This is a genomic window from Dactylosporangium sp. NPDC000555 (assembly GCF_040300025.1).
GTDB lineage: Bacteria > Actinomycetota > Actinomycetes > Mycobacteriales > Micromonosporaceae > Dactylosporangium.
Window position 1 is genome coordinate 1 of sequence record NZ_JBEPDB010000026.1, and the last position, 14,811, is coordinate 14,811.

At 71.1% G+C, this 14,811-nt stretch carries 14 protein-coding genes; 8 read left to right on the top strand and 6 right to left on the bottom strand.

Annotated elements, in window-relative coordinates:
* Both ABT297_RS17845 and ABT297_RS17850 read right to left on the bottom strand, forming a co-directional pair.
* Window positions 1-842: GumC domain-containing protein (locus tag ABT297_RS17845; RefSeq protein ID WP_350550387.1), on the bottom strand; the 842-nt coding region annotated here is incomplete at its 3' end.
* Window positions 843-983: 141 nt separating this feature from the next.
* Entirely contained in the window at window positions 984-1,649 is a 666-nt protein-coding gene (locus ABT297_RS17850) for a LuxR C-terminal-related transcriptional regulator (protein ID WP_350550389.1), read from the bottom strand.
* A 193-nt stretch (window positions 1,650-1,842) separates the two neighbouring features.
* Here ABT297_RS17850 and ABT297_RS17855 point away from each other — a divergent pair, with 193 nt between their 5' ends.
* On the top strand, window positions 1,843-3,174 hold the full coding sequence (locus tag ABT297_RS17855) for a right-handed parallel beta-helix repeat-containing protein (RefSeq protein WP_350550391.1): 1,332 nt from the start codon (window positions 1,843-1,845) through the stop codon (window positions 3,172-3,174).
* An 88-nt stretch (window positions 3,175-3,262) separates the two neighbouring features.
* A complete protein-coding gene (locus ABT297_RS17860; protein ID WP_350550393.1) occupies window positions 3,263-4,042 on the top strand; it encodes a hypothetical protein in 780 nt (259 codons plus the stop codon).
* A gap of 50 nt (window positions 4,043-4,092) precedes the next feature.
* Here the strand turns inward: ABT297_RS17860 and ABT297_RS17865 are convergent, their stop codons facing one another.
* On the bottom strand, window positions 4,093-5,178 hold the full coding sequence (locus tag ABT297_RS17865) for a glycoside hydrolase family 75 protein (RefSeq protein WP_350550395.1): 1,086 nt from the start codon (window positions 5,176-5,178) through the stop codon (window positions 4,093-4,095).
* 209 nt (window positions 5,179-5,387) lie between these two features.
* Between ABT297_RS17865 and ABT297_RS17870 the strand changes: the two genes are divergently transcribed.
* From ABT297_RS17870 to ABT297_RS17880, 3 genes are all read left to right on the top strand, one after another.
* Window positions 5,388-8,492 (top strand): glycosyl hydrolase 2 galactose-binding domain-containing protein, encoded by a 3,105-nt coding sequence (locus ABT297_RS17870; protein ID WP_350550397.1) that lies wholly within the window; start codon window positions 5,388-5,390, stop codon window positions 8,490-8,492.
* Between the two features lie 95 nt (window positions 8,493-8,587).
* Complete coding sequence (locus ABT297_RS17875; RefSeq protein ID WP_350550400.1) at window positions 8,588-8,890, top strand: putative quinol monooxygenase; 303 nt, start codon at window positions 8,588-8,590, stop codon at window positions 8,888-8,890.
* Window positions 8,890-9,621 carry an SDR family oxidoreductase gene (locus ABT297_RS17880; RefSeq protein WP_350550403.1) on the top strand — a complete coding sequence of 244 codons (732 nt, stop codon included), beginning with the start codon at window positions 8,890-8,892 and terminating at the stop codon, window positions 9,619-9,621. Before ABT297_RS17875 ends, ABT297_RS17880 begins: the two co-directional genes overlap by 1 nt.
* 99 nt (window positions 9,622-9,720) lie before the next feature.
* Here ABT297_RS17880 and ABT297_RS17885 read toward each other — a convergent pair whose 3' ends face one another.
* Window positions 9,721-10,389 (bottom strand): Tat pathway signal sequence domain protein, encoded by a 669-nt coding sequence (locus ABT297_RS17885; protein ID WP_350550406.1) that lies wholly within the window; start codon window positions 10,387-10,389, stop codon window positions 9,721-9,723.
* Window positions 10,390-10,422: 33 nt separating this feature from the next.
* The gene (locus tag ABT297_RS17890) at window positions 10,423-11,334 is read right to left on the bottom strand and encodes a hypothetical protein (RefSeq protein ID WP_350550408.1); all 912 of its coding nucleotides are present in this window, start codon (window positions 11,332-11,334) and stop codon (window positions 10,423-10,425) included.
* 200 nt (window positions 11,335-11,534) lie between these two features.
* Between ABT297_RS17890 and ABT297_RS17895 the strand changes: the two genes are divergently transcribed.
* A complete protein-coding gene (locus tag ABT297_RS17895) occupies window positions 11,535-12,158 on the top strand; it encodes a DUF6230 family protein (RefSeq protein ID WP_350550411.1) in 624 nt (207 codons plus the stop codon).
* Between the two features lie 3 nt (window positions 12,159-12,161).
* Complete coding sequence (locus ABT297_RS17900; protein ID WP_350550414.1) at window positions 12,162-12,545, top strand: DUF6114 domain-containing protein; 384 nt, start codon at window positions 12,162-12,164, stop codon at window positions 12,543-12,545.
* Between the two features lie 10 nt (window positions 12,546-12,555).
* Here ABT297_RS17900 and ABT297_RS17905 read toward each other — a convergent pair whose 3' ends face one another.
* Complete coding sequence (locus ABT297_RS17905; protein WP_350550417.1) at window positions 12,556-12,819, bottom strand: hypothetical protein; 264 nt, start codon at window positions 12,817-12,819, stop codon at window positions 12,556-12,558.
* A gap of 864 nt (window positions 12,820-13,683) precedes the next feature.
* Here ABT297_RS17905 and ABT297_RS17910 point away from each other — a divergent pair.
* On the top strand, window positions 13,684-14,805 hold the full coding sequence (locus ABT297_RS17910) for an IS701 family transposase (protein WP_350550419.1): 1,122 nt from the start codon (window positions 13,684-13,686) through the stop codon (window positions 14,803-14,805).
* The last annotated feature ends 6 nt before the right edge of the window (window positions 14,806-14,811 follow it).

A 14,811-nucleotide genomic window follows, 5' to 3' on the forward strand; every position in this document is an offset into this window, starting at 1 on the left:
AGGTCGGCCAGCACCGCCGGGTCGGCGTCGAGCCGGCCCAGCCCCGGCGCCCGCAGCACTCGGCCGACCTGCGTCGCGCCGGACACCCGGGGCCGCGCGATCTCGTTGAGCCCGGCCAGGATCAGGCCCGCGGCGAGCCCGGCGAAGCCGGCGATGGCGAGCCGTCCGGGCAGCCCCGACGGGTCCGGCCGGGACGGGACGGCCGGCGCGTCGACGACGGTCGCGCGGCCCGCCGTGGCGGCGTCCTGGGACAGCCGGTCGCGGTCCGCGGTGAGGTCGGCGATCAGCCGGTCCATGCCGGCGAGGTGGTTCTGCGCGACCGGGTCCCGCGGGCTGGCCTGCGCCTGCGCCGCGATCGGGGCCCGCTTCGCCGTCAGGTCGGTGAGCTGCCGGTTCAGGTCCTGGATCGTGCCGGGCAACGCGCCGGCGCGCAGCGCGTCGAGCTGCCCGGCGACGGCGGTGACGAGCGCCGCGGCGACCCGCTGCGCCATGGCCGGGTCGCGGTCCGTGTAGGCGATCTCCACGAGGGCGGAGCTGCCGAGGCCGGTCACCGTCACCGCGTCCACGACCGCACCGGCGTCGCGGGGCAGGTGCGCCGGCTCCAGCCCGCGCCGCACGACATCCGGGCTGGTCGCGATCGCCCGCACCTGGCTGACGACCGCGGCCGCCTCGGCGAGCGACCGGGGTACGGTGGCCGAGGCGACGACGCGCCCGCCGGCGGTGTACCGCGCGGGCTGGTTGGTCACGTACACGGCCGTCAGCAGTACCGGCAGGAGGACCGCCGGCAGCAGCACCGCCCAGTACCGGCGAACCAGCCGCATCGCGACTTCGCTCACTTCCACGCGAACGCCCTCCGCCCCGGGTAGACACCCGATGAACACCAGATGACCGTGAGGTTAAGGCGATCTGAGCGGCCGGCCATCCCGTGCTCGGCGCAGGTCCGTCTACGCCATCTGTGGGGGGTCCGCGCCGCCGGCCCGGGGTCAGCGACCGGACACGCGCAGCCCCTGCCGCATGGCCACCGCGACCAGTTCGAGCGTCGAGTGCGCCTCGAGCTTGGACAGCAGGTTCTGGGTGTGGGTGCGCACCGTGTTGGCCGACAGGTGCAGCCGCAGCGCGATCTCGGCCCGGCTCATCCCGTCGACGAGGAACTGCAGGACCTCCCGCTCGCGCGCGGTCAGGCGGCCGAGCGGGCTGGGCCGCGCCGCACCGCCGCCCGCGAGCAGCGCCGGCAGCGCCAGCCCCAGCAGCCGCGGTGACAGCCACGCCTCACCCGCCGCCACCCCGCGGATCACCCGCACCAGGTGGTCGACGTCGACGGTCTTGGGCAGCCACCCGCGCGCGCCGCGGCGCAGCACGGCGACGACCTCCTCGGCCGACTCCTGCGTATCGGCCGCCGTCAGCATCACCATCTTGGTGGCGGGCGCGGTCTCGGCGATGTAGCCCGCCAGCTCGACGCCGCTGTCGTCGCCGAGCGCCACGTCGAGGAGGGCGACCTGCGAACGGTGATCCGCCAGGCACGCCCGCGCCGACGCGGCCGTGAACGCCACGCGGATCGGCCGCAGGCCCGGTTCGCGCGACAGCCGCGCCTGCAACGCCTCGGCGAACAGCGCGTGGTCGTCGACCACCAGCAGCGAGATGTCCTGCATCGCCACACCATGCCGCAACATCGGGTGGTACCGATGGCGCGGACGTGGTAGGCCCGGGGTGAGCAGGCCGGGTGAACACCCGGGCGACCTCGCCGAGGGTGAGCGCAAACTACGGCTTTTGCAGGACGTGTCGTCCGGCCGCCGCCAGCAGCATGAGCCGGTCATTTCCGATCCTGTTCACACTGGAGTGTTCATGTCGTGCGCTCATCGGCTGGCCCGGCTCGGCGCCCTCACCGGCGGTCTGTGCGGGTTGGCCTTCATCGGCGTGCTGGGGGCGGCCCCCGCGTTCGCCGCCGATCCGTTCCTCTACGTCGGCGGCCCGGGCTGCTCCGACAGCGGCCCGGGCACCCAAGCCCAGCCGTTCTGCACCATCAAGAAGGGTGCGACGGTGGCCACGGCCGGCCAGACCGTCGTCGTGGCCTCCGGTACGTACTCGGAGTCCGTCACCGTCGGCAAGAGCGGCACGGCCGGCAGCCCGATCACCCTGCGGCCCGCCGCCGGCGCGACCGTCACCGTCACCGGGGGCACCAGCGGCTTCGTCGTGTCCGGCAAGTCGTACGTGACGATCAGCGGGTTCAACGTCACCGAAACCACGTCGTACGGCATCTCGGTCAAGTCGTCGAGCCACATCGTGATCTCCGGCAACACCGTCTCGGGCGCGGGCACCCCGGTGAGCGGCGGGATCGCCGCGGGCATCTACCTGAAGTCGACCACCGACTCGACCGTCAAGGGCAACTTCACCCACCACAACAGCGACCACGGCATCTACCTGGCGGCCGACACCAGCGAGACCACGGTCCAGGGCAACGAGTCGTCGTTCAACGCCAACGAGTACCGCCGCAACGCCAACGGCATCGACGTCATCGGGCCGGACAACACGATCATCGGCAACGTCCTGCACGACAACGAGGACTCGGGCCTGCAGTTCTACCCGGGCGCGGACAACTCCCTCGCCACGCTCAACGTCACGTACAACAACGGCGACCACGGCATCGACAACCTCAACGTCACCGGCGGCCGGCTGATCGGCAACACCGTCTACCACAACTGCACCAGCGGCATCAATGTCGAGGGCACGTCCGGCAACTACGTCGTGGTCAACAACATCGCCGTCGACAACGCGGTCTACCCGGCGTACAACGGCATCGCCTGCAACCGGCGCGCCGGCAACATCGGCATCTGGGACTCGGCCCCGGCCACCACGGTGGTGGACAGCAACCTCGTGTACCTCAGCAAGCCCGGCACCATGTACGTGTTCGGCTCGTCGTTCGCCTCGCTGGCGGCGATGCGGGCCGCCACCGGCCAGGAGCAACACGGCCTGCAGGCCAACCCGCTGTTCGTCAACGCGGCCGGCGGCAACCTGCGCCTGTCGCAGGGCTCGCCCGCGATCGACTCGGCCGACTCCGGCGTCGACGGCGAGCAGCCGGTCGACATCAACGGCACGCCGCGCCGCGACGACCCGGCCGTGCCCAACACCGGCATCGGTCCCCGCCCGTACGACGACCGGGGCGCCTACGAGTTCTGACCGCGCCCACGTACCTCGATCTATATCGATTCGATCGACATGCATGTCTCGGCCAGCCACGAAGGCCCGGTTCTGCGATACTGCGCCCATGGATGCCTCGACCGGCCCGCGACGGCGGCTCGGCAAGGTGGCGTGGTGGACCATTGCCGGCATCGGGGCCGTGGTCGTCACCCTGGTGGTGCTCGCCGTCGCGACCCTGGGCGGCGGCCCGCCGGCCGCACGAAACCGGGCCGCCAACGGCTCCGCGCCCGGATCGGCGACGACAAGCACGACGACATTCACGACGACGGCGCCGACAACGGCGACGGCGACGACGCCGTCAGGGACACCCGGTCCGTCCGCGGCGGGCGGCAGCTCCGGCGCGCCCGCCGCGACGACCGGCCCCACCGCGATCAGCAGCGGTGCCGGTACGCCGCCCGGGCCGCTCGACCTCTGCGCCGCCGTCGACTTCGGGCCGGTCGCCGGGCTGGGTGCCGCCGCGACGCAGCCGGCCGCCGGGGACCACGCCGACAAGTCTGGCTACACGTCGTACACCTGCGACCGGCCCTTCGCCGGGGACGACCTGCAGATCGCCGCGGACGTCACCGCCCTGGTGGGCGCGGACGCGGCCGGCGCGGCCGGGCGCTTCGCCGACGCGCGGGCGCACGCGCCCCCGGGCGCCGCGGACATCGCCGGGATCGGCTCGGGCGCGTTCGGCTACCAGATCGGCGACGGCGGGGTGCGCACCTACCAGCTGTGGGCGCTCGACGGCCGCACGCAGGTCGGGGTGCGCCTGAAGGTGACTTCCGCGACGCCGCCGGGCACGGAACGCCTGCGGGACGCGGCCGCCGAGGTCGCGCGGTCGGCGATCGCCCGGCTGCACACGTGAGCGACCCTGCCGGCGGGCGCACCCGCCGGCAGGGTCTGTCCCACTTCGGATCAGTTGCTGTTGACGAAGGTGCGAGCGAGGCTCTGGCCGAGCGTCACCGCGTTGTTGTGGTTCTCGATCGGGGAGACCCGCTGCGAGCCCTGGAACACGATGTACGTCACGCCGGAATCGGTGCCGCCGTTGCTCGGGTCGGGGTTGATGCCCAGCGCGCTGGCGGTGGCATAGGACGCCTCCCCGATGATCCCCGTGGGTCCGGTGTCACCGACCACGGCATAGAGCACCTGGTTGTTGTAGATCACGGCGACGACAGTGCCACAGCCGATCTGGTAGTTGGTGTAGTTCCAGATGGCGCTCGCGCTGGGCACGACGACGTAGGGCAGTTGGGCCGCGTTCAGCGGGGTGTTGCCCGACGTGTGGCAGGCCGTGTCCGCCTGGAAGCAGCAGTCCGTGTTCTCGTTGCACTGGGTGGTGCGCACGCCGTCGCAGTCGATGTCCATGTCGGCCTTCCAGAACACGGCGCCCGTCTTCTGGCACACGGCGATGGTCGCGGTCGCCACGTCAGAGTCCGTCTTGTACTTGCCGTTGGAGATCTGGTTGCACGTGGTCACCTTGGCCAGCAGCTCGGCCGCGGTCGGGGCGCCACCGCCGCTTCCGGAGCCGACCTCGAAGTCCAGGTAGTCCAGGTTCGGCGGGCCGTTCGCCGTCGTGGCGGTGACGCGGATGGTGTTGGAGCCCGCCTTCACCGGCGCGGTGAGCGTCTTGCCGGCCCAGGTGTCCCAGTTGGTCGTGCTGCCGAACGACGCCGCGGCGGAGACCACGGTGCCGTTCACCGCGATGTCGGCGGGCCTCGCGGTGGTGGTGCCGTTGGAGTACCGGATCGTGATCGTGGCGGTGCCCGCGCTGGCGGCGTTCACCGTCCACTGCGTGTAGCTGCCGGCGACGTTGTCGTTGTTCACGAATCCGGCACCGGAGAAGTTGAGGTGGTTGGACTCCACCGCGCCTTGCGAGATCGTCGCGTTCTCCGCCTCGTAGCGGGTCGGCGCCGCGCTCGCCGGTCCGGCGGAGACCAGGACGCCGAGCACCACGCTCGCGACGCCGATCACCGCGAGCAAGGCTCGCTGTCTGCGTTTCCCCATGGACTCCCTCCCTCTGTGGGGTAACTGTCAGGGAACCTTACTGACAGATGGTCATCGATGCTAGGGCCGCCCGCGAAGCAGGTCAACCCGCGATGTCTCGACATCGCGGCGTCTTGACCGCACCCGAGCCACGCGCCTAGCATCGATACTCGTTAAATAGTAAGTGTCTTTAACAGTTCGCGCAGACCACCCATCAGCCGGGAGGCTTCATGCTGCGCAAGGTACGCACCCGATCCCCGCTGCGCCTGCTCGTCGTCGCGGCCACGCTGGTCGCGCTCGGCGGCACCGGCACCGGCGCCGCGACGGCCGCGGCCCGCCCCGCGGCCGCACCGACGGCCGCCGTCCCGGTCTCCGCCGCTCCCGGCGAGTCGACCGCGATCCCCGGCTTCGTCATCCAGTCGTCCGGCAAGACCAGCGACAACGGAGGCACCATCTCGCAGCCGGGCTACGCGGCGCCGGGCTGGCTTCCGGTATCGGCGCGCTCGACCGTGCTCGCCGGCCTGCTGCAGAACAACGTCTACCCGGATCCGTTCTACTCCACCAACATGAGGTCGATACCCACCGCCGACTTCGCCGTGCCGTGGTGGTACCGGGCGGACTTCTCGCTCGGCACCGAGGCGGGGCTGCGCACCTTCGTCACCGTGAGCGGGGTGCTGTCCAAGGCCGACGTCTGGGTCAACGGCACCCAGGTCGCCACGAGCGGCACCGTCGCCGGCGCGTACACCCAGCACGAGCTGGACCTGACCGCGATCGTCCACAGTGGCGTCAACAGCATCGCCGTCAAGGTGTACCCGAACGACCCCAACCGGGACCTCACCATGGGCTGGATCGATTGGGTGCAGACGCCGCCGGACAAGAACATGGGCATCGTGCGCGACGTGCTGCTGCGCCGGTCCGGCACGGTGGCGCTGCGCAACGCGCACGTGGTCACGAAGCTCAGCACGCCGGCGCTGGACAGCGCGACGCTGACCGCCAAGGCCGACGTGCGCAACGACTCCGCCGCCGCGGTCACCGCGACCGTGACGGGCAGCGTCGCGGGCACCTCGCTGTCCCAGTCCGTGAGCCTGGCCGCGCACGAGACGAGGACGGTCACCTTCCCCCAGGTGACGCTCGCCAACCCGCAGGTGTGGTGGCCGGCCGGCATGGGCGCTCAGCCGCTGTACGACCTGAACCTCACCGCGTCGGCGGGCGGCACGGTCACCGACGCCGCGCACGACCGGTTCGGCGTGCGTGACGTCAAGGCGCCGCTGGACGCGAGCGGCCACCGCCGGTACAGCATCAACGGACGACCGCTGCAGATCCGCGGCGGCGGCTGGTCGCCGGACCTGTTCCTGCGGTGGAACCCCGGGTACGTCGAAGACAAGCTGCGCTACACACTCGACCTCGGACTCAACACCATCCGCCTCGAGGGGCACATCGAGGCGGACGAGTTCTTCGACCTGACCGACCGGTACGGCATCCTCACGCTGCCGGGCTGGGAGTGCTGCGACAAATGGGAGGGCCAGGTCAACGGCGGCGAGCCGGGCGAGCCCTGGACCCCCGGCGACTACCCGATCGCGAAGGCGTCGATGGCCGCCGAGGCCGCTCGGCTGCGCGACCATCCGAGCGTCATCGGGTTCCTCATCGGCAGCGACTTCGCGCCCGACGCGACCATCGAGAAGAACTACGTGGACGCGTTGAACGCGGCCGACTGGCCGACCCCGGTCATCGCCGCGGCGTCGGACAGATCGGCGCCGCTGACCGGCTCGTCCGGGATGAAGATGAGCGGGCCGTACGACTGGATTCCGCCGAACTACTGGTACGACAAGGCGCACTCGGACAGCGGCGGCGCCTGGGGCTTCAACTCGGAGACCAGTGCCGGGCCGGATGTGCCCACAATGGACACGCTCAAGCGGATGATGTCCAGCGCCGAGCTCGACACGCTGTGGCAGAGCCCCACCGCCGCGCAATACCACCGATCTTCGTCGAGCACCTTCAACACGCTGAAGATCTTCGACAACGCCATCACCGGCCGGTACGGGGCGCCGACCGGCCTGGACGACTACGTCCGCAAGGCGCAGCTGGCCCAGTACGAGAACGTCCGGGCGCAGTTCGAGGCGTACCGGCGCAACTTCACCGACTCGTCCAACCCCGCCGACGGCGTCATCTACTGGATGCTCAACAGCGGCTGGACCTCGCTGCACTGGCAGCTGTTCGACTACTACCTGGACCAGAACGGCGCCTACTACGGCGCCAAGAAGGCCAACGAGCCGCTGCACGTGCAGTACTCGTACGACAACCGCTCGGTCGTCGTGGTCAACCAGCGGCACGCCTCGGCCGGCGGTCTCGTCGCCAAGGTGAATCTGTACAACCCTGACGGCACCGAGGTTTTCGCCCAGACCTCGGCGGCGTTGACGGTCCCGGGTGACGGCGGGCGGGCCACCGCGCTGACCGTGCCGTCGTCGATCAGCGGCATCGCCGGCACGTACCTCGCAAAGCTCGTGCTGCTCGACTCCGCGGGAACCGAGGTCAGTCGCAACGTCTACTGGCTGTCGACCGCCGCCGACACCATCGACTGGGCGAGGAACGACTGGTACTACGCGCCGACCACCGGCTACGCCAACCTCAAGGGGCTCTCGAGCATGGCGCAGGCGCCGGTGTCGGCGACGGCCTCGTCGAGCCAGGCGGGCGGCACCACGACGACCACCGTCACGCTCAGGAACACCTCGACCGCGAAGACGCCCGCGTTCTACCTCGACGCACACGTGGTCAACGCGGCCGGCAAGCCGGTGCTGCCGGTCCGGTGGGACGACAACGAGATCAGCCTGTGGCCGGGCGAGTCCAAGACGCTGACCGCCACGTACCGCACGAGCGACCTGGCCGGCGCGACGCCGTCGGTTCGGGTCTCCGGGTGGAACACGACGACGCAGACCGTCCCGGCGACGCCGGCCGGGATCGTGCGGTACGAGGCGGAGAACGCGACGATCTCGCAGGGCACGGTCGCGACCAACCACCTCGGCTACTCCGGCGCCGGGTTCGTGGACTACGCCAACGTCGCCGGCAGCTATGTGCAGTGGTCGGTGAGCGTGCCGGCGGCGGGCACCGCGACGGCGACGTTGCGGATCTCCAACGGCACGACCACGAACCGCCCGATGGACATCACGGTCAACGGCACGGTGGTCGCGGCCGGGGTCGCGTTCAACCCGACCGCCAACTGGGACACCTGGCAGGACGTGACGGTGACCGTCCCGGTGACCGCCGGCACCAACACCATCCGGGCCACGGCCACGACGGCCGGCGGAGGACCGAACGTCGACTACCTCACCGTCCGCTGACCAGCCAAACGGATGGGCGCCGTCACCCGCGGAATCGCCTTCGCGGCCGGGCGGCGGGTGCCGGCATCCGGGCTACGCTGGCGCCGGAGGTGCACATGTTCGGGCTCCTGGTGCGGTTCGATCTCAGAGACGAAGATGCGGCTCGCGCGTTCGATCGCCTCGCCGGCGAAACCGGCGAGGCGGTCCGGTCGAACGAGCCCGGAACGCTGGTGTACACGATGCACCACGTCGTCGACGAGCCGTTGGCGCGGGTGGTCTACGAGGTGTACCGCGATCGCGAGGCGTTCGACGACCACCGGCGCCAGGAGCACACGCGCCGATTCCTCGCCGAATGCGATCGGTACGTCGCGAGCACACGGGTCGAGGGCCTCGTCCCGGGCACGGGTGACAGCCTCTGATGACGGGCGGCGCACCGCGGCTGGCCGGCCAGACCGTCGTCGTGCTCGGCGGGAGCGCCGGCATCGGACTCGAAACGGCCCGTCAGGCCCGCGGCGAGGGCGCCGGGGTCGTTCTCGTCGGCCGCGACCCGGACCGCCTCGCCCGAGCGGCCGCCGAAGTCGATGCCGTGCGCGCTGCCGCCTTCGACGCCGCCGATCCCGACGACCTGCGACGGTTCTTCGCCGACCTGCACGGCCCGGTCGACCACGTGATGGTCACGGCGGGCGGCAACTACTACGCGCGCCTGGCCGAGCTCGACCTCGCCCAGGCGCGCCGCCTGGTCGACGAGCACCTGTGGCTGCCGCTGCACCTGGCCCGCGCCGTCACCGGCAGGCTTCGCACCACGGGATCCCTGCTGTTCATGGGCGGCACCGGCAGCCGGCGTCCCGGCCCCGGCCTGCTGCTGTCCGGTGCGCTGACCGCGGCGATGCCCGCGCTCGTCGCCAACCTCGCGATCGAACTGGCACCGGTCCGGGTCAATCTCGTCGCCGCCGGCTTCGTCGACACCGAGTTGTCCGCCCGGCTCCTCGGCGACGACCTCGATCGGCGCCGCGACCAGCTCCGCGCCACCCTGCCGATCCAGCGCGTCGTCGGTCCGGCCGACGTTGCCGCGCTGGCCGTCCACCTCATGACCAACACGGCGCTCACCGGCGCGACCTACGACGTCGACGGCGGGCAGCACCTCATCTGAGCCGGGCCGGCGCCGCGCCGCCGGGCGAGCCGGACCGCGTGACGAGACGGCCCGGGTCCCGGCGACCGCGGACCGCCTCGCCTCACCCCGCGAGGGTGGTCAGTTGACGTACACGAGCGCGCCCGGCTTGTTCTTCACCGGGGCGTAGACGGCGCTGAAGTAGCCGTTCGGGAAGCATGCCGACGGGCCCGAGAAGCGGTTGAACTTCTGGTTGGCGAAGTTGATCGACCAGTCGACGTTGGAGGCGACGCCGCTGACCAGGTTGCCGTCGGCGCGGTACACGCAGATGATCGTGCCCAGGCCGGAGGTGAGCTTGATCGTGGTCTGGATCGGCGCCGCGGTGGTGCCGCTCACCTTGACCGCGTAGCTCGGCGGCGAGGTGACCGTCGTGGCGTAGGGCAGGTTGTCGACCACGACGCTCTGCACCGCGGTCACGGTGGGGATGTTGACCGGCGTGCACGACGAGAAGTCCTGCAGGGTCACCGACTCGTCCGCCGTGCCGGGGGCGGGCACGTTATTCACGACCGTGGCGCCGAAGTTGGACACCGAGCACTTGATGTAGCTGGTGCCGCCGGGGGTGTTGTAGAAGGTCGCGAGGGTGCCGGTCTTCAGCGGCGCCGAGACCGTGTCGCCGTTGTTCGCGTTGGGGCCGCCGAGGCTGACGTACGTCAGCACGTCGACGGTCGCGGCGTGCGCCGGGGTGGCGGCGAGCCCGGCGCCCAGTACCGCGACCAGCGCGGCGGCGGAGAGGGTCCAGATCTTGCGCATGGCGGGGGCCTTTCTCGTGTGGAGCCGCGCCCGCTAGCGGGCGGAGGCGGCGATGGCCTGTTTGAGGTCGGCGAGGCTCGAGTCGACGGCCAGCGACGTGTTGGTCCGGCTGAACACGACGGTGTTGTGTCCGGCCGCGGCGGGCAGGCCGAACACGGTGTTGATGACCCAGTCGAGCGATCCGGCGATGCCGCAGCCGTCGGCGACCGGGACGCTCACGCTGTTGTCCACGAGGGTGGCGCCGGTGAACGACACCACGAACGCGCCGAAGCCGTTGGGGTCGGAGGCGAGGTCGATGACGCCGGGGTCGCCGGTGATCGGCCCGTTGGGCGGCGGCGGGCTGGTGGTGCCGGTCGTCGGGGCCAGCACGATCGGGCGGCTGTTCGAGCCGATGTAGCAGTGCAGCCCGAAGAGCGCGTTGAACAGGTGGAGCTTGATCGGGAGGCGGAACACCGCGTATGGCTCGCCGGTGGCCAGCGGGACGAACTCGGTGACCGGGCCGGCCAGCTCGACCTGGGCGAACACGCTGGTGACGCCGGGCAGGAAGTTGGCCAGCCCGGGGATGGGCACCTGCAGCGGCGACGAGGTCAGCGTCCGGCCGTTCGCGGGCGGCACGGTGCTGAACACGTTGGCGACGGTGCCGTCGGGGAACTCGACGGTCGGTGAGCCGGCCGGCCAGTACACGCCGAACTGCAGCGTGATCGGCTCGGTCAGCGCGATCGTGGTCGAGCCGATGGTCACGCTGCCGCCGCGGGTCACCGAGATGACGCAGCCGACCTGCTGGTTGCCCGGGTCGGCGAGGACCGGGCTGGACAGCGGGCAGTCGCCCATCCCGGCGTAGATGCCGGTCGGCTTCGCGGCGGCGGCGCCGGCCGGCGACCCGAAGGCGGCGAGCACTCCGGCGGTCATCAGCGCGACCGCGCCGGACAGACGTCTCTTGCGCATGGATTTCCTCCTGCTGGGTTCGGCCGGGTGCGATGAGTTGTAAACCCGTGGAGTATCTAACGTCAACAGACCATTCTCGACGATCAATGATCATCGGTCGAAAACCGCCAGAGTTTTCAATTGGCGAAACATGGCCGCCACGGGTTGACCTGATCGATACTCGCGAGTAACTTGCGGATGGCCGCTTGGAAGGAGTCCCGATGTCCGATCCAGATGATCAGGAAGAACAGCCACAGGGAAAGACCCGGTGGCGCCGATTCGCATTGACCATGGGAATCTCCGCGATGGTCACCGCCGGCCTCGTGGTGCTCACCGGGCAGGGCGTCATCGCCGCCTCGTTCTCGGTGTCCGGCCTGCCGTTCGTGGTGACCGCGGATGAGCTGCAGGGCACCGGATTCGAGCAGTACGCGGTGCTCGACCAGATGGCGCCGGGCAGCCCGAACGAGGGCGACACCGGGGGCCAGCTCATCCTCATCGTGTCGGCGATCGACAACGCCAAGCTGACCAACCTGTGCCAGAGCATCAACCTGGGCGGCACCAACCTGCGGCTCACCGCGGGCAACGCGGAGCACCCCGTCACCGCCACGAAGCTCATCGTCGACTCCGACCTGATCAGCGGCGACGCGTCGTTCACCAAGATCGATATCGGCCAGGACGCCAGCACGCTGACCCGGGTGCCCGGCGCCACCGGCGGGATCGGCATCTTCGGCCAGCAGGCCGAGGCGGTCTCGATCAAGCACCTGCGGCAGAACAACTACGCGACCACGGCCTCGACGTTCAACCTGCCGGGCCTGCGCATGAGCTTCAGCAGCGAGGGCTGCTGAGCGATGCGGGCGCGGCGCTCCTTCCGGCGGTGGCGGCGCAGCCGCCCCTTCTGGGGCGGCCTGTTCATCGTCGCCGCCGCCGTCGAGATCTTCCTGACGGTCAAGGCCCCGCTGCCGGTGGTGCTGCACGTCGGCATGCAGGGCCTGGCCGGCTTTCTCGTGCCGATCATCATGCTGCTGTGCGGGCTGCTGCTGTGGTTCTCTCCCGTCAGCCGGACGTTCTACTCGGTGCTGGCGCTGCTCATGGCGCTCGCCTCCTGGGTCACGTCCAACCTGGGCGGCTTCCTGATCGGCCTGCTGCTGGGCCTGATCGGCGGTTCGCTCGCCTTCGCCTGGCAGCCGGGACCACCGCCGAAGCCCAAGCGGGTGGTCACCGAGGGCGGGTAGCGGCGGCCCGTCACGGCACGACCCATCCGTCTCCGGCCGCGGACCGCTCCGGCACCCCGACCGGATCCGAGTCCGGCCCCATCGCCGGGCTTGGCGTTGCGACCGGGCTCGGCGGGGTCCGGCCGGCCCAGGACCACGCCGTCGCCGGCACCTGGGCGGGCGTGGCGACGAACCGCTCGACGCGCGGGCCGGCGAGGCCCGCCACGGCGGCCACCGTCCAAGCGACGCCGGCCGTCATCCCGGCCAGGAGCGCGATCCCGACCGGCAGCGACACGTGCCGCGCAGCGCCCGATGGCGCCGGACCAGGTGCCGGCGATAAGCGTCACCAGGCCGGCCTCGCCCACGACGACGGCGTCGGCGGCGATGGCCACCGGCGCGCGGAACACACGGAGCGTCCCGGCAACGTACCGCCCGGGCGGCACTGTCAGACCCGGAAGCGGCCCAGCCACCCCACCACTCTGCGGCTGGACCTCGCCGAAGCGGCCGTCGCGTAGGTGGTTACCCCGGCCCGTGCCCAACGGGCCGGGCCTCATCGCCCAGCGCCCATCATCGAGGGCCCTCCCACAGTGATACGAACACCCTGAGTGATTGCGAAGATCTGTCGGAGGCATGTCGGGTCGCTCGTGGGCGGGAATGCGGTAGGCATCAGGGTGCGATGAGCAGGTGTAGGCCTGCCTGCTACACCGCCGAGGTCTTGCGGCCGCGCGCCGCGAGTGTGATGGCCGGATTGAGCGCCGAAGACCTCGCGCTGACCCGCCATCTGGTTCGACCACGCGCCGGAGCCTCCGGAGGCGGAGCCACCGGCGATCTCCGCGGGCACCGGCGACCAATGACCGCGCCGCGGCCGTAACGCCCGGACAGCGGGTGCGGTGGTTCGGCCACCACCGTGTTGAAAAGGGGAATCGGCCCGGCGCCGGCACCGGTGCGGGGCCCGCGGGCCCGAAACGAGCCGCTGCCTGATGGTTCTGCAACCACCGCGGTCGGGGTAACCCCCGGGGACGCCGGTCCTGGATGGGGTTCCGGCCACCGTTGCTTGCGTGAGATAGAGGATTCGTGCACCTGACCCGTGGCGTGATCGGTTGCCTACGGTGACTCCGTCGATGGCGATACGTGATCGGTTAGCGAGGGTGGTGCACGGATGTCCGACGTCGTTACCCGGATTCGGGCGGTGCCGTCCGCCGGTCCGCGGGACCAATTGCTTGACGAGGTGTGTGCCGCCGCGTTCGTGTCGCTGCGCCGCAGCGACCAGCGTGACAAGGGCCGGCGATACGTGCGGGGCCTGCTCGGGGCCCACGGTCGCAAGTCGATCCGCAACATCGCGGCGGTGTCCGACGGTACCGGGGCCCAGCAGGGGCTGCATCACTTCGTCACCAGCTCCACGTGGGACTGGCGTGCCGTGTGGCAGGCGCTGGCCGGTTATGTGTCGAGGCGGGCACCGGGGGGCGCGTGGGTGGTGCGGCCGATGCTGATCCCCAAGGTGGGTGAGCATTCGGTCGGTGTCACGAAACGATTCGTGCGCGACCGGGGACAGGTGATGAACGCGCAGGAGGCCATCGGTGTGTGGCTGGCCGGCGAGGACGCCGGATTCCCGGTGAACTGTCGGTTGCACCTGCCCGACGGCTGGCTGAGCGACCGACGCAAGCGTACGCGGGCCGCGATTCCGGAGGCGCTCGGCGTGGAGAGCCTCACCGACTGTGCGGTGCGGGCGGCCTCCGACGCGGCCGCCGGGCTGCCGGTGCGCCCGGTCGTCCTGGACGCGCGAGAAGGCGACGCTATGGCGGTGGTGCGGCGCCTGCGGGATCGGCAACTTCCCTATCTGGTGCGCGTGTCGCCGGCACTCGGCCTCGGACTGGGGGGTGAGCAGGTGGCCGCGTACCGGATCATGGCCGCGATGGGCCGGCCGCGTCCCGGGCGGCAGCGGGTGGGCGATGCCGCCCTGGTGGCCACGGCGCGGGTGCGGTTGCCGGGCCGGGGCGGTGAGGCCGACCTGTTCGGGTTCGGCGTGCCGGGTCAGCCGTGGCGCGGCCAGCTGTGGCTGACCGACGTGGACGCGGGCGTCGCGGAGCGGATGCGGCTGTGCCGCCTGCTGTCGCGGACCGACAAGGACGCTGCGCTCGCCGACCGGGTGGGGCTGCGTGACTTCTCGGGCCGTTCGTATCACGGCTGGCACCGGCACACGACACTGGCGTCGATCGCCTGCACGGTCGCCGCGCTGAACGAGCGGGCCGAGCGGGCCGCGGGATGGGAGCCGGTGGCGTGACCACCG

Coding starts and splice junctions, on each gene's coding strand:
- ABT297_RS17880 (WP_350550403.1), top strand. CDS start 8,890: ATGACGGGCGGCGCACCGCGGCTGGCCGGCCAGACCGTCGTCGTGCTC.
- ABT297_RS17855 (WP_350550391.1), top strand. CDS start 1,843: ATGTCGTGCGCTCATCGGCTGGCCCGGCTCGGCGCCCTCACCGGCGGT.
- ABT297_RS17865 (WP_350550395.1), bottom strand. CDS start 5,178: ATGGGGAAACGCAGACAGCGAGCCTTGCTCGCGGTGATCGGCGTCGCG.
- ABT297_RS17870 (WP_350550397.1), top strand. CDS start 5,388: ATGCTGCGCAAGGTACGCACCCGATCCCCGCTGCGCCTGCTCGTCGTC.
- ABT297_RS17850 (WP_350550389.1), bottom strand. CDS start 1,649: ATGCAGGACATCTCGCTGCTGGTGGTCGACGACCACGCGCTGTTCGCC.
- ABT297_RS17890 (WP_350550408.1), bottom strand. CDS start 11,334: ATGCGCAAGAGACGTCTGTCCGGCGCGGTCGCGCTGATGACCGCCGGA.
- ABT297_RS17885 (WP_350550406.1), bottom strand. CDS start 10,389: ATGCGCAAGATCTGGACCCTCTCCGCCGCCGCGCTGGTCGCGGTACTG.
- ABT297_RS17895 (WP_350550411.1), top strand. CDS start 11,535: ATGTCCGATCCAGATGATCAGGAAGAACAGCCACAGGGAAAGACCCGG.
- ABT297_RS17875 (WP_350550400.1), top strand. CDS start 8,588: ATGTTCGGGCTCCTGGTGCGGTTCGATCTCAGAGACGAAGATGCGGCT.
- ABT297_RS17910 (WP_350550419.1), top strand. CDS start 13,684: ATGTCCGACGTCGTTACCCGGATTCGGGCGGTGCCGTCCGCCGGTCCG.
- ABT297_RS17900 (WP_350550414.1), top strand. CDS start 12,162: ATGCGGGCGCGGCGCTCCTTCCGGCGGTGGCGGCGCAGCCGCCCCTTC.
- ABT297_RS17860 (WP_350550393.1), top strand. CDS start 3,263: ATGGATGCCTCGACCGGCCCGCGACGGCGGCTCGGCAAGGTGGCGTGG.